The 17,333-nt window shown below is 65.3% G+C and carries 19 protein-coding genes and 1 tRNA gene; 11 read left to right on the plus strand and 9 right to left on the minus strand.

The window, feature by feature from the left end; genetic code table 11:
* Window positions 1-27 precede the first annotated feature (27 nt).
* The 4 genes from PATSB16_RS20450 to PATSB16_RS20465 all read left to right on the plus strand — a co-directional run bounded on the left by PATSB16_RS20450 (window position 28) and on the right by PATSB16_RS20465 (window position 2,142).
* Window positions 28-639 carry a glutathione S-transferase N-terminal domain-containing protein gene (locus tag PATSB16_RS20450; RefSeq protein WP_047215806.1) on the plus strand — a complete coding sequence of 204 codons (612 nt, stop codon included), beginning with the start codon at window positions 28-30 and terminating at the stop codon, window positions 637-639.
* Between the two features lie 58 nt (window positions 640-697).
* On the plus strand, window positions 698-1,147 hold the full coding sequence (locus PATSB16_RS20455) for a ClpXP protease specificity-enhancing factor (protein WP_047215807.1): 450 nt from the start codon (window positions 698-700) through the stop codon (window positions 1,145-1,147).
* Window positions 1,148-1,226: 79 nt separating this feature from the next.
* Window positions 1,227-1,302 (plus strand) — tRNA-Thr (locus tag PATSB16_RS20460).
* A gap of 198 nt (window positions 1,303-1,500) precedes the next feature.
* Window positions 1,501-2,142 carry a glutathione S-transferase family protein gene (locus PATSB16_RS20465; protein ID WP_047215808.1) on the plus strand — a complete coding sequence of 214 codons (642 nt, stop codon included), beginning with the start codon at window positions 1,501-1,503 and terminating at the stop codon, window positions 2,140-2,142.
* 233 nt (window positions 2,143-2,375) lie between these two features.
* On the opposite strand, the gene PATSB16_RS20470 is transcribed toward PATSB16_RS20465, so the two are convergent.
* The 4 genes from PATSB16_RS20470 to PATSB16_RS20485 form a co-directional block, all read right to left on the minus strand.
* The gene (locus PATSB16_RS20470) at window positions 2,376-3,239 is read right to left on the minus strand and encodes a proteasome-type protease (RefSeq protein ID WP_047215809.1); all 864 of its coding nucleotides are present in this window, start codon (window positions 3,237-3,239) and stop codon (window positions 2,376-2,378) included.
* An 86-nt stretch (window positions 3,240-3,325) separates the two neighbouring features.
* Complete coding sequence (locus tag PATSB16_RS20475) at window positions 3,326-4,120, minus strand: transglutaminase family protein (protein ID WP_047215810.1); 795 nt, start codon at window positions 4,118-4,120, stop codon at window positions 3,326-3,328.
* A gap of 16 nt (window positions 4,121-4,136) precedes the next feature.
* On the minus strand, window positions 4,137-5,093 hold the full coding sequence (locus PATSB16_RS20480; protein WP_047215811.1) for an alpha-E domain-containing protein: 957 nt from the start codon (window positions 5,091-5,093) through the stop codon (window positions 4,137-4,139).
* A gap of 14 nt (window positions 5,094-5,107) precedes the next feature.
* The gene (locus PATSB16_RS20485; RefSeq protein WP_047215812.1) at window positions 5,108-6,532 is read right to left on the minus strand and encodes a circularly permuted type 2 ATP-grasp protein; all 1,425 of its coding nucleotides are present in this window, start codon (window positions 6,530-6,532) and stop codon (window positions 5,108-5,110) included.
* A gap of 297 nt (window positions 6,533-6,829) precedes the next feature.
* On the opposite strand from PATSB16_RS20485, the gene PATSB16_RS20490 reads away from it, so the two are divergent.
* Together PATSB16_RS20490 and PATSB16_RS20495 are read left to right on the plus strand one after the other, a co-directional pair.
* Window positions 6,830-7,306 (plus strand): nuclear transport factor 2 family protein, encoded by a 477-nt coding sequence (locus tag PATSB16_RS20490; RefSeq protein ID WP_418303876.1) that lies wholly within the window; start codon window positions 6,830-6,832, stop codon window positions 7,304-7,306.
* 41 nt (window positions 7,307-7,347) lie between these two features.
* Window positions 7,348-7,971, plus strand: a complete 624-nt coding sequence (locus tag PATSB16_RS20495) for a TetR/AcrR family transcriptional regulator (protein WP_047215813.1) — start codon at window positions 7,348-7,350, stop codon at window positions 7,969-7,971.
* On the opposite strand, the gene PATSB16_RS21035 is transcribed toward PATSB16_RS20495, so the two are convergent.
* The 3 genes from PATSB16_RS21035 to PATSB16_RS20505 all read right to left on the minus strand — a co-directional run bounded on the left by PATSB16_RS21035 (window position 7,952) and on the right by PATSB16_RS20505 (window position 9,552).
* Window positions 7,952-8,176 (minus strand): hypothetical protein, encoded by a 225-nt coding sequence (locus PATSB16_RS21035; RefSeq protein WP_169918205.1) that lies wholly within the window; start codon window positions 8,174-8,176, stop codon window positions 7,952-7,954. The two genes, PATSB16_RS20495 and PATSB16_RS21035, sit on opposite strands and share 20 nt — an antisense overlap.
* Window positions 8,177-8,270: 94 nt before the next feature.
* Window positions 8,271-8,561 (minus strand): DUF427 domain-containing protein, encoded by a 291-nt coding sequence (locus tag PATSB16_RS20500; protein WP_047215814.1) that lies wholly within the window; start codon window positions 8,559-8,561, stop codon window positions 8,271-8,273.
* A gap of 97 nt (window positions 8,562-8,658) precedes the next feature.
* Window positions 8,659-9,552 carry a LysR family transcriptional regulator gene (locus tag PATSB16_RS20505; RefSeq protein WP_206093721.1) on the minus strand — a complete coding sequence of 298 codons (894 nt, stop codon included), beginning with the start codon at window positions 9,550-9,552 and terminating at the stop codon, window positions 8,659-8,661.
* Between the two features lie 117 nt (window positions 9,553-9,669).
* Between PATSB16_RS20505 and PATSB16_RS20510 the strand changes: the two genes are divergently transcribed.
* Genes PATSB16_RS20510 through PATSB16_RS20525 form a run of 4 tightly spaced genes read left to right on the plus strand, consistent with a single transcriptional unit; the run spans window position 9,670 to window position 14,342 of the window.
* Complete coding sequence (locus tag PATSB16_RS20510) at window positions 9,670-10,521, plus strand: HTD2 family dehydratase (protein WP_237170267.1); 852 nt, start codon at window positions 9,670-9,672, stop codon at window positions 10,519-10,521.
* Between the two features lie 53 nt (window positions 10,522-10,574).
* Entirely contained in the window at window positions 10,575-11,738 is a 1,164-nt protein-coding gene (locus PATSB16_RS20515; protein ID WP_047215817.1) for an acyl-CoA dehydrogenase family protein, read from the plus strand.
* Between the two features lie 17 nt (window positions 11,739-11,755).
* Window positions 11,756-12,934, plus strand: a complete 1,179-nt coding sequence (locus PATSB16_RS20520) for a CaiB/BaiF CoA transferase family protein (protein ID WP_047216799.1) — start codon at window positions 11,756-11,758, stop codon at window positions 12,932-12,934.
* A gap of 22 nt (window positions 12,935-12,956) precedes the next feature.
* A complete protein-coding gene (locus tag PATSB16_RS20525) occupies window positions 12,957-14,342 on the plus strand; it encodes an MmgE/PrpD family protein (RefSeq protein WP_047215818.1) in 1,386 nt (461 codons plus the stop codon).
* A 93-nt stretch (window positions 14,343-14,435) separates the two neighbouring features.
* Here PATSB16_RS20525 and PATSB16_RS20530 read toward each other — a convergent pair whose 3' ends face one another.
* Window positions 14,436-15,245, minus strand: a complete 810-nt coding sequence (locus PATSB16_RS20530) for a helix-turn-helix domain-containing protein (RefSeq protein WP_047216800.1) — start codon at window positions 15,243-15,245, stop codon at window positions 14,436-14,438.
* 153 nt (window positions 15,246-15,398) lie between these two features.
* On the opposite strand from PATSB16_RS20530, the gene PATSB16_RS20535 reads away from it, so the two are divergent.
* On the plus strand, window positions 15,399-15,785 hold the full coding sequence (locus tag PATSB16_RS20535; protein WP_047215819.1) for a nuclear transport factor 2 family protein: 387 nt from the start codon (window positions 15,399-15,401) through the stop codon (window positions 15,783-15,785).
* An 8-nt stretch (window positions 15,786-15,793) separates the two neighbouring features.
* Here the strand turns inward: PATSB16_RS20535 and PATSB16_RS20540 are convergent, their stop codons facing one another.
* Window positions 15,794-17,329, minus strand: coding sequence for an efflux transporter outer membrane subunit (locus tag PATSB16_RS20540; protein ID WP_083566622.1), 1,536 nt, complete (start codon window positions 17,327-17,329; stop codon window positions 15,794-15,796).
* Window positions 17,330-17,333: the final 4 nt, after the last annotated feature.

The following is a 17,333-nucleotide window of genomic DNA, read 5'->3' on the forward strand; positions in this document are numbered from 1 at the left end:
CCCCTTTGGTTTTCAAGGATAACGCTTATGATGGTTCTATATTCGGGCACCACCTGCCCATTCTCCCAGCGATGCCGGTTGGTGCTGTTCGAAAAAGGCATGGATTTCGAAATCCGCGACGTCGATCTCTTCAACAAGCCTGAAGACATCGCCGTGATGAACCCCTATGGCCAGGTGCCCATCCTGGCCGAGCGCGATCTCATTCTGTATGAGTCCAACATCATCAACGAATACATCGACGAGCGCTTTCCGCACCCGCAACTGATGCCGGCCGATCCGGTGCAGCGGGCACGGGCGCGCCTGTTCCTGTTCAACTTCGAGAAAGAACTCTTCGTGCACGTGAGCACGCTCGAGAACGACAAAGGCCGCGCGGCCGAAAAGGCGCACGAAAAAGCGCGCCTGGCCATTCGCGACCGCCTCTCGCAACTCGCGCCGATCTTCCTCAAGAACAAATACATGCTGGGCGACGAATTCTCGATGCTCGACGTGGCCATCGCGCCGCTGCTGTGGCGCCTCGACCACTACGGCATCGAACTCTCCAAAAACGCCGCCCCGCTGCTCAAATACGCCGAGCGCATCTTCAGCCGGCCCGCCTACATCGAAGCACTGACCCCATCGGAGAAAGTGATGCGCCGCTGATCCGTCAGCGACCCGAGGCGCGCCCGCTGTCGGCGCGCCGGTTTTCACGCCACACCCCATGCCAGAAACCTCAACCAAACCCTACCTGCTGCGCGCGCTCTACGAGTGGTGCACCGACAACGGCTACACCCCCTACATGGCGGTGCACGTCGACGCGGGCACACGTGTGCCGCGCGAATTCGTCAAGGACGGCGAAATCGTCCTGAACATCAGCTTCGACGCCACCAGCGGGTTGCAAATGGGCAACGACTGGATCGAATTCAGCGCGCGCTTTGGCGGCGTTGCGCAGAAAATCGAAATCCCGGTCAACAACGTGCTCGCCATCTATGCCCGCGAAAACGGACAAGGCATGGCTTTCCCGGTCGACAAAACCGCCCCGGCCCTCGCGCCGCTGTCGACGGCCGGCGCCGCCCCGGAGCTCGCCTCCACAGACGCCAGCGACGACGACAACGACGAACCGCCACGCGGCCCCAACGGCAACCGCGGCCATCTCAAGGTCATCAAATAGCGCAACCCGGCGCCCCGCGCCGCATGCGGCTCGATTCGGATGAATGCGACCAACGGAATCGGGTACAATACGCGTCTTCGCCGGCTTAGCTCATCTGGTAGAGCAGTTGATTTGTAATCATCAGGTGGCGGGTTCGAGTCCTGCAGCCGGCACCAATCAAGTCAAGGGGTTACGTGAATTTCACGTAACCCCTTGTGCTTTCTGGGCGCCGAAAAGTACATTGCGTGATGCTTCGCGCCCTCCGGGCGGCCGGACGCTGACCGCCCCCGAGGCTCACTATGCCCGCAGCCTCGTGTATCCCCGAGCACGGCGCGGCAGGTCAGAATCCGCAATCCAACCTCAAGGAGCCTTTCATGCAACTGTATGGCAGACGCAGTTCGATCAACGTCCAGAAGGTTATCTGGTGTCTGGCCGAGCTCGGCCTGATGGAGCAGCGCGATTATCAACGCATCGATGCCGGCCTCGACTTCGGCGTCGTGCGCACCCCGGAGTATCTGGCGCTCAATCCGAACGGGTTGGTGCCGACCTGGGTCGAGGGCGATCTGGTGCTGTGGGAATCGAACAGTATCGTGCGCTACCTTGCCGCAACGCGCGGCGACGGCGCACTGTTGCCCGGCGATCCGGCCAAGCGTGCTGACGTCGAGCGCTGGATGGACTGGCAGCTCGGCACCCTCTGGGCTACGCTGCGCGTGGCCTTCCTGGGCTTGACCCGTACTCCCGAGCCGCAGCGGGATTACGATGCCATCAACACATCGTTTGGAAATGCTTCTCGCCAGTTGCAAATGGCCGAAGCGGTGCTGGCCAAACAACCTTTCATCGCGGCGACCGGCTTTAGCGTGGCGGACATCGTGATCGGCTTGGCGGTGCACCGCTGGATCGGATTGCTCGAGAACTTCGCCGGCGTGCTGCCCGCGCCGCCGGCGATGCCGTCGCTGATTGCCTGGCATCGTGAGTTGATCGAGCGGCCGGCGTTCAAGGAAACGGTTCGTTCGTAGTGGCGCGACGGGGCGAATGCTGGGCAGCGACCCTACCGGGTTTGTCAAGGCGAGCTGCAACGGGAGGGGGGTGACGATTTGACGGCAGGTGTTGGCTACGCCTATCTGACCGAGCGCCGCGGACTTGTTGATCTACCGGTTTTGGCGGCGCCATCGGCCATGTCAATGCGCATGAGGGAGTGGCGCAAAGGATCCGGCGTGAGCTCGCCCTGGTATTGGCCACACCGTCGAATTTACCTTGGCACTTTCCGATCGAAATCCTGCGCCAGCGTTTGCGGCACGGCCGCGCCTGGTGCGGCATCGCCGGCCGGTACCGGCGCATAGACGGGCTGCGCCATCGCGCGTCCGGCGGCCGGCGCGGTGCCGGCGAGGTGCTGCCAGTCGGGATCGGGAATTTCCGAGAACACTTGCTTGAGGCGTTCGCCCCAGGTGCCGTGGATCATTCGATAGTAGGCGTTTTCGCTGTCGAGCAGTGCGAAGCGAGTCACGCGCAGGCTGTTTTCCTCGTAGACCAGCAGGTCCAGCGGCAATCCTACCGAGATGTTCGAGCGCAGCGTCGAGTCCATCGAGATCAGCGCGCATTTGGCGCCTTCGTCGAGCGAAGTGGCGGGGGTGACGACGCGGTCGATGATCGGCTTGCCGTATTTGAATTCGCCGATCTGGAAATACGGATTGGTCGGCGAGGTTTCGATGAAGTTGCCAGCCGCGTAGATCTGGAATAGCCGGCTACGCTCGCCGGCGATCTGGCCGCCGAGGATGAAGCTGCAGTTGAAGTCGACGCCGAACTCGTCGAGCGATCTGGCATCGCGCGCATGCACGAAGCGCACCGCGTCGCCGACCGCGCGCGCCGCGTCATGCAGGTTGGCGGCGTTCCACAGGCTCGGTTGGTCGGGATTGGCGCTTTCGGTGAGCACCAGGCGCACCGCCTGCGTGATGGCCAGGTTACCGGCCGAGAGCAGCACCAGCACGCGCTCCCCGGCGCGCTCGAACACGGTCATTTTGCGGAACGTGCTGACATGATCGACGCCGGCATTGGTGCGCGAATCCGACAGAAAAACCAGGCCGGCATCGAGCCGCATGGCCACACAGTAAGTCATAACAAACTCAACGAGACGAATCGGCGCATTTTACTCCGTTCCCGCGGGGCGCACGGCGTGTCCGTGCCGCCCGGCGCGCGCGTTTTCTATTGATCGAGGCTGTCGACCGAGACCTTTACGCTCAGATGCTCGGTGGCACCGCCCACGCGCATGCCGCGCACCGGCGCGGCCGAATCGTAGTCACGGCCGATAGCCAGTCGGCAATAGTTGCCGCTGGCGTAGCGCGCATGGGTGACGTCGACGCTTACCCAGCCGTAGCCGTCGAGCCATACGTCGGCCCATGCGTGGCTTGCCGCGTGCGGCACGTCGCCCGGATCGATATAGCCGCTCACATAGCGCGCCGGCACGCCGTGCGCGCGACAGCAGGCCAGCATCAGATGCGCGTGATCCTGGCACACGCCGCGGCCCAGCGCCAGCGCGTGCGAGGCAGAGCTGGTCACCTCGGTTACGCCCGATTCGTATTCGACCCGGCCCAGGATGGTTTCGGCCAGCCGAAGCAGGTCTTGCGGGGTGTTGAATGCGGTGCCCGCCGAGAGCGCGAGAATGGTGTCGTCGGCCTCGGTCAGCCGGGTGGCGCACGTGTACTGCAGCAGCGGCAGACGCCCTTCGCCTTCGTCCAGGCGGCCTTCGTTCAGCGGGGTGGTTTCCACTTCACCGACGGCGAGCAGGTAGATGCTGTCATGCGGATGGTGAATCACCAGCGTGTGCATGGTGTTGCCGAAAGTATCCTCGGCCGGCGTGAGCTTGTCCGGCGCGGAAATGCGCCAGTCGATCACGCGCTGATGCACTTCGGTGCGCGGCGTCAGGCGCAACTGCTGGATGGTGTAATAGCCCTGCGCCGCGTATCGATACGTTGTCTCATGGCGGATTTTCAGGCGCATGATGGGTCGGTTCGCATTAAGAGGTCAGGGGAATCAGGAAAGTCTGGCTGACCTTGTTCCCCAAAATATACATGCGCTCAAGAAAATCGGTGAGATATGTATGCATGCCCTCGGCCAGGATCTGATCGATATCGGTGTAGGTCAATTCGGCCCGCAGCTTGCCGGCATACCGCTCGCAATCCTGCGACAGGCGATTGCGCACCACTTCGATGTTCTGGCACACCCCGTTGAGGGCGGCCAGTAGGGAACGCGGCATGCGCGGATTCAGAATCAGCAGTTCGATCACCCGCTCGGGCGTGATCACGTCGCGATACACCTTGCGGTAGATCTCGAAGCCCGACACCGAGCGCAGCACCGCCGCCCAGTAGTAGAAATCGGTCGGGTGGGTCGGGTCCTCGTCGCCACGCATGTCCTGCTGCGCTTCGTGAAATCGCACATCGAGCATGCGCGCGGTGTTGTCGGCGCGCTCCAGATAAGTGCCCAGCCGCATGAAGTAATACGCTTCGTCGTGTAGCGAAGTGCCCACGCTGACGCCGCGCGAGAGATGCGAGCGGAACTTCACCCACTCGAACAGATGCTGTGCGTCGCGCTCGAGCAGGTCGTCGGCCAGCAATTTGCGAAACTCCAGCCAGGTGTCGTTCAGGGTTTCCCACAGCTCGGTAGTCAGCGCGCCACGTACCGCGCGAGCGTTCTCGCGCGCTGCGGCGATGCAGTTGTAAATGCTCGACGGATTCTCTGGGTCGCGCACCATGAAATCGACTACCGCCGGGCCGCTCAGGCGGTTGTGGCGTGCCTGAAATGCCGTCTCCAGCTCGGAAATGCGCAAGATCGCCTGCAAGCCCTGTTCCTCGCTGGCGTTCGATTGCGGCAGCAGGGCGTTCTGCAAATTGACGTCGAGCATGCGCGACGTATTCTCGGCGCGCTCCATGTAGCGCGCCAGCCAAAACAAATGATCTGCGGTACGGCTGAGCATAGTGTGCCTGCGAGTTATTTTTCGAGGACCCAGGTGTCCTTGGTGCCGCCGCCCTGGGATGAGTTGACGACCAGCGAGCCTTCGGTGAGCGCGACCCGCGTCAGGCCGCCGGCCACCATCGACACGGTCTTGCCCGAGAGCACGAATGGCCGCAGGTCGATGTGCCGCGGCGCGATGCCGCTCTCGACAAAGGTCGGGCAGGCCGACAGCGCCAGCGTGGGCTGGGCAATGTATTTGTCGGGATGCGCCATCAACTGCGCACGAAACGCCTCGATCTGAGCCCGCGTCGAAGCCGGCCCGACCAGCATTCCATAGCCGCCCGCACCGTGCACTTCCTTGACCACCAGCTCGGGCAGATTGGCGAGTACGTAGCTCAGTTCGTCCGGCTTGCGACACTGGTAGGTCGGCACGTTATTCAGAATCGGCTTCTCGCCAAGATAGAACGACACCATGTCGGGCACGTAGGGGTAGATCGACTTGTCGTCGGCCACCCCGGTGCCGATTGCGTTGGCCAGCGTGACGCGTCCGGCGCGGTAGACCGATAGCAAGCCGGGCACGCCCAGGGTCGAGTCGGCGCGAAACGCCAACGGATCGAGAAAATCGTCGTCGACTCGCCGGTAGATCACGTCGACCCGCTGCGCGCCTTGCGTGGTGCGCATGAACACCGTGTTGTCCTCGACAAACAGATCCTTGCCCTCGACCAGCTCGACGCCCATTTGCTGCGCCAGGAAGGCATGCTCGAAATAGGCCGAGTTGTAGATACCCGGCGTCATCACCACTACCGTCAGCGCGTCGCTGCTGCCTTGCGGCCCGACCGCGCGCAGCGTGTCGAGCAGCAGGTCAGGGTAGTGCGCCACCGGCGCGATGCGGTTTTGCGCGAACAACTCGGGAAACAACCGCATCATCATCTTGCGGTTCTCCAGCATATACGACACACCCGAAGGCACGCGCAGGTTGTCCTCGAGCACATAGAACTCGCCATTCTCGCCGGTGCCCGCGCGTACCACGTCGATGCCCGCGATGTGCGCGTAGATGCCGCCCGGCACGTCCACGCCCTGCATCTCGGGCCGGTATTGCGCATTGGTGAAGATCTGCTCGGCCGGGATGATGCCGGCGCGCACGATTTCCTGGTTGTGATAGATGTCGTGAATGAAACGATTGAGCGCCTTGACGCGCTGCTGCAACCCGGTCTGGAGCGTCTTCCATTCGTGTGCCGGGATGATGCGCGGAATCAGATCGAACGGGATCAAGCGCTCCGCGCCCGCATCGTCCCCATACACCGCGAAGGTGATGCCCACGCGCCGGAACACCAGGTCCGCTTCGGTGCGCTTGCGTATCAGTGTGTCTGCCGACTGGCGCTGCAGCCAGTCGCGGAAGTTGTAATAGTGCCGCCGCACTTCCCCGGATTCGCTCGCCATTTCGTTGTAGCTCACCGTCATATCTGACCTCCTTGGCGCCGATAGATCCAGTATCGATGCAATACCCGTGCCTGGCAAGCCCCGAAACTCCCGATGGATTTGTTGCCAATTTGCACCGAAAATGCGTATTGATGCCTCGGAGCCGTGCATGCGGGCCGCCCCGTTATTGCGAATTTGGTCAATGAGCCGGCTTGACGGGTTCTGCCGGCGCAGGGCATGAAGCCCATTTGACATGGTGGAACGATCGTTCTACCATCGCAACTCAATACCGCATTTTCCGTGCGTCAGCACGCCCTGCGTTCTTCCTTCCGAGGTGAAATGATGTCGACCGAATCGCGCCCGCCGTTGCCGCCGTTCACGCTTGAAACCGCCACACAGAAGGTGCGGCTTGCCGAAGATGGCTGGAACACACGCGATCCGCAGCGCGTGTCGCTCGCTTACAGCACCGACAGCCGCTGGCGCAACCGCGCCGAGTTTGCGGTGGGGCGCGCCGAGATCGTCGCTTTTCTCACGCGCAAGTGGGCGCGCGAGCTCGACTACCGGCTGATCAAGGAACTGTGGGCGTTTGGCGGCAATCGGATCGCCGTGCGTTTTGCCTATGAATGGCACGACGACGCACAGAACTGGTTTCGTTCGTACGGCAACGAGAATTGGGAGTTCGACGAACAAGGTCTGATGGCGGTACGCCACGCCAGCATCAACGACCGCCCGATTCGCGAATCCGAGCGGCTCTTTCATTGGCCGCAGGGGCGCCGGCCGGACGATCATCCCGGCCTGAGCGATCTCGGCCTGTAAGCGCCTTGCCTGCGGCCCACGGCATTCTCTCCGAGCAAGCGATGAAGCAGACATCCGTCGCCGGTCCGCGCGAGCGTCTGCTCGACGCGGCCGAGCAACTCATCTATGCATCGAGCATCCATGCTACCGGCGTGGATGCGATCGTGCGCCAGTCAGGCACCGCGCGCAAAAGCTTCTATACGTACTTCGCTTCGAAGGAAGACCTCGTGGCGCAGGCGCTGCGGCGTCGCGACGATCGCTGGATGGCCTGGTTCGAGCACGAAACACTGCGTTCGGCCCCGCAACCGGCCGCGCAGTTGCTCGGCATGTTCGATGTGCTGCGCACCTGGTTTTGCCGCGACGACTTCCATGGTTGCGCATTTCTCAACGCGGCCGGGCAGATCGCGCCGTCGGACACCGCCATACTCGACGTCTCGCGTTTGCACAAGCAGCGCTTGCTGGCGTTCATCGAAAGCCTGTGTCGCGCGGCGGGCGCAGCCGACGCCGCCGCGCTGGCGCGCCAGTTGCTGCTGCTGGTCGACGGCGCGATCTCGGTGGCGCTGGTCAGCCGCCAGGCCGATGCTGCCGGCGACGCACGACGTGCGGCCGAGTGTCTGCTGGCAGCCATGTTGCCGAAGCCTGCCGCACCCGGTCGGAAGCCGAAAGTCACGAGGCGAGAAAAGTAGGATAGCGAATCAATTCAACATTCCGTCGCGGGAAAATTTCATTGATGCCGGCGTCGGCCAGCAGGCCGGCTTGCAGCGTCTTGCCGAGCGGATTTTTCATGCCATCGAGGATGGCGGCATCTGGCGTCGCGGGGTGCGGATGGATACCCAGAGAGTGGGGCGCGGCCGGCGAGCGCCAAAAAAAGAACCCGCCTAGGCGGGTCAATGGAGTTCACCCGTACGGTCAAGAGCGGGCATATTTAGTATAGCGCGCTCTCACGCAATATAAAGGAAAAGATGGAGACGGCCGCCTCTACGGGTCACTCGACGACTTCGACGCCGCGCCAAAAGGCGATATAGCCTCGAATCTGGGCGGCGGCCTGCTTGGGCTCCGGGTAGTACCAGGCCGCGTCGGGATTGACCTCGCCTTGCACGACCACGTTGTAGTAGCTCGCGGTGCCTTTCCATGAACACACGGTGTGGTAGTCGCTGGATTGCAGCACGGCCGGGTCGACGGTGCCCGGCGGAAAATAGACGTTGCCCTCGACGCGTTCGACTTCGTCGGCCGGGGCTTCGGCGATCACAACGCCGTTCCAGATGGCACGCGGCATGATGGCTCCTTTAGGCAGAGAGGGCAGGGAAGGCAAGGCAGGAAGCTTCAATGTTACGCCGATCTTCGCGCGGCCGTGCGGCGGCGATCGCGCCGCTTCAGTTTCCCACCGATTGCTGCAGAAACGCCACCAGGCGCTGCGCGAAAGCCGGCAGCGCGCCCATCTCGCGCACGATCAATTTCAGGTCCCGAATCGCCCAGGGGTTGGCCAGTGCCGCCAGATGCAGGCCGGCGCTTTGCTGGTGCCTGCGCGCCGCCGACTGCGGCAGCACGCCGATACCGACGTTCTGGCCGATCATCTGGCACATCGCATCGAAGCTGCCGACTTGAATCCGCACGCGCAACTCGCGCCCCGCATCGGCTGCTGCCTGGGTGAGAAAGGCGTGAATGGCGCTACCGGAATGCAGGCTGACGAACTCGTGCTCGAGCACGTCGAGAAAATCGACGCGCCGTGCACCGGCCAGCGCATGCCGGCGGGCAGTCGCCAGGACCAGCTTGTCGCTGCGATAGGGCAGCGCCTGCAGCCCGTCGGTGCGCACGTTGCCGGCGACGATGCCGATATCGGCGACGCCCTCGGCGACATTGCGCACGATCTCGTGGCTCAGGCGCTCCTGCAGATCGACGCTGATGCTCGGATGGCCGGTCAGAAACCCGCTCAGGGCCGTCGGCAGGAATTCGGTCATTGCCGTGGTATTGGCAAACAGGCGAATGTGGCCCCGGATGCCGGCCGAGTAGTCCTGCAAGTCGCCGCGCAGCGATTCGAGCTGGCGCACGATCTGCCGCGCATGGTGCAGCAGCGTCTGGCCGGCCGGCGTGAGCGTCACGCCGCGCCGGGTGCGATACAGCAACTGCGTGGCCAGCGCATCCTCGAGGTGCTTGACGCGCATGCTGGCCGCCGGCACCGACAGGCTGGAGCGCGCCGCGCCGCGCGTCATGCTGTTCGATTCGGCGATATTGACGAACAGGCGCAGGTCGGTCAGGTCGAAATGCAGCGGCGGCGGGGCGGGGCTGGGCATGAACGAAACACCGTCTTAAGCAAAGCTGAATTGTAACGACGAGCGGCGTGCGGCACACTGTACGGCATTCTCAGACCTCGATGGAGACGCCCCGTGTCCGATACCTACGCGCCGTGGCTTGGCCGCACCGAGCACAGCACCGACACCGTGAGCGCCGCGCCTGTGCGCGCGCTGGCCGCGACACTCGATCGCGACGACATTACCGCCCGCCCGGGCGATCCGCTGCCGCCGTTATGGCACTGGCTGTACTTCCTGCCTGTTGCGCCGCAGCGTGAGCTGGGCGAGGACGGCCACCCGCGGCGCGGCGGCTTCCTGCCGCCGGTGCCGCTGCCACGCCGCATGTGGGCCGGCAGCCGCTTCGAGTTCGTCGCACCGCTGCGCGTGGGAGACGCGATCGAGCGCACCAGCACCATTTTGAACATCGAGCAAAAGACCGGACGCTCCGGCGAGCTGGTGTTCGTCTGCGTCGGGCACGAGGTGTGCCGCGCCGACGGCGAAGTGTTGCTGCGCGAGGAGCACGACATCGTCTACCGCGCGCCGTCGCCCGCTGGCGCGCCCAAGGTTGCGCCCGAGCCCAAGGCGCCGCCGGCGCATGCCTGGCAGCGCACCATCGCACCCGATGCGGCGCTGCTGTTCCGCTATTCCGCGCTTACCTTCAACGGCCATCGCATTCATTACGACCGCACCTATGCGACCGAGGTCGAGGGCTATCCGGGGCTGGTCGTGCATGGCCCGCTGCAGGCCACGCTGATGCTCGATTTGCTCGGTCGCGAGCGACCCGGCGCGCAGCTTGGCGCATTCAGCTTTCAGGCTCGCCAGCCGGTGTTCGATATCGCGCCGTTCCACGTCTGCGGCGATCTCGATGCCGGCACCGGCGAGGCGCATCTGCTGACCTACACGGCCGACGGCCGGGTAGCCCTCGAGGGCTCCGCCAGTTTCGCCTGAGTTTGCCGTGCGCGCCGGCGTTGGCGCGTTTTTCAACCGGTTCCGATCACCTTATGAATCTGCCCGCCGAAGACCGTTACCAGGACATCCGCGATGCGCTGCGCGACCTGTGCTCGCATTATCCCGACGAATATTGGCGCGAGGTCGACGGCGCGCGGGACTATCCCGAAGCGTTCGTCGATGCGCTGACCGGAGCCGGCTGGCTGGCCGCGCTGATCCCGCAGGCTTATGGCGGGTCGGGCCTGGGGCTGGCCGAAGCGTCGGTCATCATGGAAGAAATCAATCGCAACGGCGGCAACGCCGGCGCCTGCCACGGCCAGATGTACAACATGGGCACGCTGCTGCGCCACGGCTCGGAAGCACAGAAGCGCGACTACCTGCCGAAAATCGCCAGCGGCGAATTGCGCCTGCAGTCGATGGGCGTGACCGAACCGACCACCGGCACCGACACGACCCAGCTCAAGACCGTTGCTGTCAAGCGAGGCGACCGCTACGTGGTCAACGGCCAGAAAGTCTGGATCTCGCGCATCCAGCACTCCGACCTGATGATTCTGCTGGCGCGCACCACGCCGGCAGAGCAGGTCAAACGCAAGTCCGAAGGCTTGTCGATCTTTCTGGTCGATCTGCACGAGGCGATCGGCCAGGGCCTGTCGGTGCGGCCGATCCTGAACATGGTCAACCATGAGACCAACGAACTGTTCTTCGACAATCTCGAGATTCCGGCGGAAAACCTCATCGGCGAGGAGGGGCGCGGCTTCAAATATATTCTGGACGGCCTGAATGCCGAGCGCACGCTGATCGCCGCCGAGTGCATCGGCGATGCGTGGTGGTTCATCAATCGCGCGGCCCGATACGCCCGCGAGCGCGTCGTTTTCGATCGCCCGATCGGGCAGAACCAGGGCGTGCAATTCCCGATCGCCGAGAGCTATATCGAGACCAGCGCGGCCAATCTGATGCGCTATCGCGCCTGCGAGCTGTTCGACGCGCACGCGCCGTGCGGTGCCGAGGCCAATATGGCGAAGTACCTCGCCGCCAAGGCCTCCTGGGAAGCGGCCAACGCCTGCCTGCAGACACATGGCGGCTTCGGCTTCGCCTGCGAATACGACATCGAGCGCAAATTCCGCGAGACCCGCCTGTACCAGGTCGCGCCGATCTCGACCAACCTGATCCTTTCCTACGTGGCCGAGCACATCCTCGGCTTGCCCCGTTCCTTTTGAGTGCCGCCGACACCGCCATGCATCGACCTCTGGAAGGCATCACCGTGGTTTCGCTCGAACAGGCGATCGCCGCGCCATTCGCGACGCGCCAGCTGGCCGATCTCGGCGCGCGCGTGATCAAGATCGAACGCCCGGGCGTGGGCGACTTCGCGCGCGCCTATGACGATCGCGTCGACGGACTGGCTTCGCATTTCGTCTGGACCAATCGCTCCAAGCAAAGCGTCACGCTCGACGTCAAGCACGCGCAGGCTGGGCCGGTGCTCGAGCGCCTGCTCGCACAGGCCGACGTGCTGGTGCAGAATCTCGCGCCGGGCGCGGCCGAGCGGCTCGGGCTGAGCTACGAGCGCTTGCGGGAGCGTCACGAGCGTCTGATCGTGTGCGACATTTCCGGCTATGGCGCCGACGGCCCTTATCGCGATAAAAAAGCCTACGACCTGCTGGTGCAAAGCGAGGCCGGCTTTCTGTCGGTGACCGGCACACCCGAGCAACCGGTCAAGGCCGGCTGCTCGATCGCCGATATCGCCGCGGGCATGTATGCCTACAGCAATATCCTTGCGGCGCTGATTCAGCGCGGCAAGACCGGGCGCGGCTGCCGGCTCGATATCTCGATGCTCGAAGCGATGGTCGAATGGATGGGCTTTCCGCTCTATTACGCCTATCAGGGCGCGAGCCCGCCGCCGCGTGCCGGCGCCGCGCACGCGACGATCTACCCCTACGGGCCGTTTCCCACCGGCGACGGCAAGACGGTGATGCTCGGCCTGCAGAACGAGCGCGAGTGGGTCGTGTTTTGCAGCGACGTGCTGCAGCAGCCGGCGCTGGCCGCCGACCCGCGCTTTGCCACCAACAGCGCGCGCAGCGCCAATCGAGAGGCGCTGCGCACGCTGATCGAGCAGGCCTTCGCCGGGCTCGACGCCGAGCAGGCGATTGCCCGCCTCGAAGCCGCGCGCATCGCCAACGCGCACGTCAACACCATGCACGACGTCTGGACGCACCCGCAACTGGCCGCGCGCGGGCGCTGGCAAACCGTCGCATCGCCGGCCGGCATGCTGCCGGCCCTGTTGCCGCCCGGGGGCGACGCGTTCGATGCGCGCATGGACCCGATTCCCGCGCTGGGCGAGCACACTGACAGCGTACTGGCCGAACTCGGCTTTACCGCGCCGCAGATCGCGCAATGGCGCGCACAGGGCGTGGTCTGACCATCCAGAGGAGACCGTACAGATGAGCGAACAGACGTTTGGCGACGCAACCCTGGCGAGCTTTGCCGCCACGCTGCGCTTTGACGACATACCGGCGGCAGTGGTCGAGCGCACGCTGGACCTGTATGCGGATTGGGTGGGCTCGGCGCTGGCCGGCAAGGGCGCGCGGCCGGTCGAGGCGATCGAGCGCTTTGCCCAGGCGATGGGGCCCACATTGGATTCGGGCGCGCCGGGCAGCGCCGAGGTGGTGATGTCCGGGCGCGCGAGCTCGCCGCTGTTCGCGGCGCTGGTCAATGGTGCCGCATCGCACTTCGCCGAGCAGGACGACGTGCACAACGGCTCGGTGTTTCACCCGGCCGCGGTGGTGTTTCCGGCGGCGCTCGCGCTGGCGCAGGCCCATCAGGCCAGCGGGCGAGAATTCATTGCCGCGTGCGTGGCGGGCTACGAAGTGGGCATCCGCGTCGGCGAATTTCTCGGCCGCTCGCATTACAAGGTATTTCACACGACCGGCACCGCGGGCACGCTTGCCGCGGCGGCCGCCGCCGGCCGATTGCTCGGGCTCGATGCGACGCAGATGCTGCATGCGTTCGGCTCGGCCGGCACGCAGGCTGCCGGGCTCTGGGAATTTCTGCGCGACGCGGCCGATTCCAAGCAGCTCCATACCGGCAAGGCGGCGGCCAACGGCCTGAGCGCCGCCTGGCTCGCGCGCGAGGGCCTCACCGGAGCGCGCCGCATCCTGACCGGCGCGCAAGGGCTGGCCGCCGGCATGTCGCAAGACGCCGTGGCCGCGCGCCTGACGGATCGGCTCGGCGAGCGCTGGGCGTTGGCCGAAACGTCGTTCAAATATCATGCCTCGTGCCGCCACACCCATCCGGCCGCCGACGCGCTGCAACAGGCGATGCGCGCACACGGCCTGTCTGCCGACGATATCCAGGCCGTCACCGCGCATGTGCATCAGGGCGCCATCGATGTGCTCGGCGCGGTCGACGTACCGCAGTCGGTGCATCAGGCGAAGTTCTCGATGGGCACGGTGCTTGGCCTGATCGCCGTGCGTGGCCGGGCCGACGTCAACGCCTTCGCCGACGCATGGCGCGACGCGCCCGTGCAGGCGTTCCGCGAGCGCGTGACGATGGCGCTCGACCCCGAGGTGGACGCCGCCTACCCGGCGCGCTGGCTGGGACGCGTGACGCTGCGCACGCGTGATGGCCGGCAACTGGCCGGCCGCGTCGACGTGCCCAAGGGCGATCCGGACAACACGCTCTCGCGCGATGAAATCGCCAGCAAGGCGACCGCGCTGGCGCGCTTTACCGGAGCCGCCGACGATGCCGAAGTGGCGCGCATGTTGACGCGCATCTGGGGGCTGGCCCAAGCGCCCGCCATGACCTGGCTGCGCGAGGCGGCAGCCTGAAATCTCGAGCCAGGACATATGCTCCCTGGCCGGCTGCGGCACGGCTGCGGCCTGTTGCGCAGGGGTTGCGTGCCGCAGCACGACGATTGGGGATTACGGGGCTTGCCGCCTGAGCCTGTCGGCAGTTGCCTGATCGGCCGGGAAAAACGTTTCCAATGCCAGCTCCGAGAGCGTGATGTCGATCGGCGTGCCAAATACCGTCGTGGTACTGATGAACGACAGGATACCGTCGTCCGTGACCAGCTCGAAGGGGACGATCACACCCGCGTGGCTCGACGGCACGGCGGCGCAGTGGTCCTGGCCTTTCGGCGCCGCATAGCCGTGCAGCTCGTCGAGCAAGCTGGCCAGCACGGGATCGCCGCTCAGCTCGACCTGCCGGCGCAGGCGCGAAAGGATATGCGCGCGCCACTCCCAGTAATTGGCGATGCGCGGCGCCAGCCCAGCGGGATGCAGGCTCAGGCGCAGCACATTGACCGGCGCCTTCAGCAAATCGGGGTCGACGCCGGCCATCAACGATTCGAGCGCGCGATTGGCGGCGACCAGCGTCCAATGCCGGTCGACGGCCAGCGCCGGATAGGGTTCATGGCCGGCCAACACCCGATCTATCGCCTGGCGCGCGGCGCTCATCGCCGGATCGTCCAGCGAGCGTTCGGCAAATACCGGCGCGTAGCCGCCGGCCATCAGCAGCCTGTTGCGCTCGCGCAGCGGCATGGCCAGCTGCTCCGCCAGGTGCAGCAGCATTTCTCGACTGGGTTGCGCCCGACCGGTTTCGACAAAACTCAGGTGGCGGGTCGAGATGTCGGCCTCGCAGGCCAAATCGAGCTGGCTCATGCGGCGCAGCAGACGCCATTGGCGAAGCAGCCCGCCCACGGAGGGCGCATCGGTTGGGGCAGAGAGTGTCATGGCGCGATCATAGCGCGCCCCCGGTCGTGCTTCCATTACCTCGCAAGTAATCGACGCCGGACCATGGCGGCAGGATCATGGACCCGTGCATCGGGATGGTTCACGCCTCGCGCCGACGCGTGCTGCCCGACTGCATTTTCAATGGAGTCCGATATGAACCCGATCTCTCAGCATCATGATGTCGCCTCGCTGGTCGACCGTTATTTTGCCGCCTGGAACACGACCGACGCCGGTCGACGTCGCGAACTGATCGCGCAGACCTGGAGCGACGACGCGGTCTATCTCGATCCGTTGATGCGGGGCGACGGCCATGCCGGCATCGATGCGATGCTGCAGGCGGTGCAGGCGCAATTCGCCGGTCTGGCGTTCCGCCGTATCGGCGAAATCGATGAACACCATGACTGCGTGCGTTTTTCGTGGGAGCTTGCGCCGCCCGACGGTGCCGCCGTGGCCGGCGGCACCGATTTCGGACAACTGACGGCCGATGGCCGCCTGCGGGCCGTGACCGGGTTTATCGATTTCATGCCAACAGCGGCATAAATGTCGATTCAAGGCGTTGCCCGGTGCCGCGGTAGCGCGGCGAGGGTCGACGCATGATCGGCGATGGGCTGCGCCGGTGTCTGGCCGCCCTGCGGCAGCGGGCCCCAGCCGCCGCCGAGCGCGCGGATCAGGTTGACCGTGGCCACCGCGCGCTGGCCCTCGAGCTGCACGGCGCTGCGCCGTGCCTGCAGCACGGTGCGATCGGCGTCGATCACGTCGAGATAGCTGACCTCGCCTTCGCGGTACTGCATACCCGAGAGCTTGGCCGCACGACTGGCTGCCGCCACCGCGGCATTTTGCGCTCGCGTCTGGGCGGCCAGAATGCGCAGGCTGGCGAGGTTGTCCTCGACTTCCCGAAACGCCACCAGAACTCTTTCCCGGTAGTTCGCCACGTCTTCCTCATAACGGGCGCGCGCCTGCGCCACGCCGGCCTCGCGGCGGCCGCCATCGAAGATCGGCAGCGAAAGCATGGTGCCAACCAGCGGACCGAGCAGGAAGGTGCGGCTGGACCAGTTGAACAGGTCGGTCAGGCGCGACGATTCATAACCGAGCCCGCCGGTAATCTCCAGCCGCGGGAAAAAGGCCGCACGCGCCGCGCCCACGCGCGCGTTGGCCGCGGCCATCGCGCGCTCAGCAGCGGCGATGTCGGGCCGGCGTTCGAGCAACGCGGAGGGCAGGCCGGCGGGAATCCGCACCCCGACCGGCACCAACGGTTGCGGCGGCAGCGAGAAATCGGCCGGCGGCAAACCCAGTAGCGTCGCCAGGCTGTGCTCGGCGAGCGCGCGCTGGCGCGCCACACCGAGTTCGTCCGCCTGGGCCGAAGCCAGCTCGGACTTCGCCCGCGCGACGTCGAGCTCGCTGATGTCGCCGTCCCTGAAACGCCGCTCGACCAGATCCAGCGCATGCTTGCGCAGCGCGACGGTCTGGCGGAACAGGCGGTGCTCGGCGTCGAGTTCGCGCAAGCCGAAATAATTCTGCGCGACGTCGGCCTGCAGCGCCAATTGCACCGAGCGGAACAGCGCGGCGCTTTGCTGAGCGTCGGCGCTCGCGGCGCTGACGGTGGCGCGCACCCGCCCGAACAGATCCGCCTCATATGAGACATTGGCCTGGGCACGCCATAGCGTGAACGGCGTGGTTTGCCCATCGGCGGGCAGGCCTTGCGAGGCTGGCGAGTCGAGCTGGCGTGTCGGGCCGAAGCCGGCATCGAGCTCGGGGAACAGGCCGGCGCGCGCGCCTTGCTGCAGCGCGCGGGCTTGCGCCAGGCGGGCCGCGGCCGCCTTCAGATCCTGATTGGCGGCCAGCGCCTGGGTCTCGAGCCGGTCGAGCGTGCTATCGCCGAACACTTGCCACCATTGGCCGCGCGGCATCGCTTCGGACGGCTGTGCCAGTTTCCAGGAGCCGGCTTCCCGAGGGGTGAGCTTTGCTTCCTTGAAGGCGGCGGGCGTGGCCACCGCCGGCCGCTCGTAGGTCGGCGTGACCGAGCAGCCCGCCAGCGCGAGCAGCGCGGCGAGCAGCGCCGGCAGCATACGTATCGTATTTTTCATTGCA

The sequence above is a fragment of the Pandoraea thiooxydans genome (assembly GCF_001931675.1).
Taxonomy (GTDB): Bacteria; Pseudomonadota; Gammaproteobacteria; order Burkholderiales; family Burkholderiaceae; genus Pandoraea; species Pandoraea thiooxydans.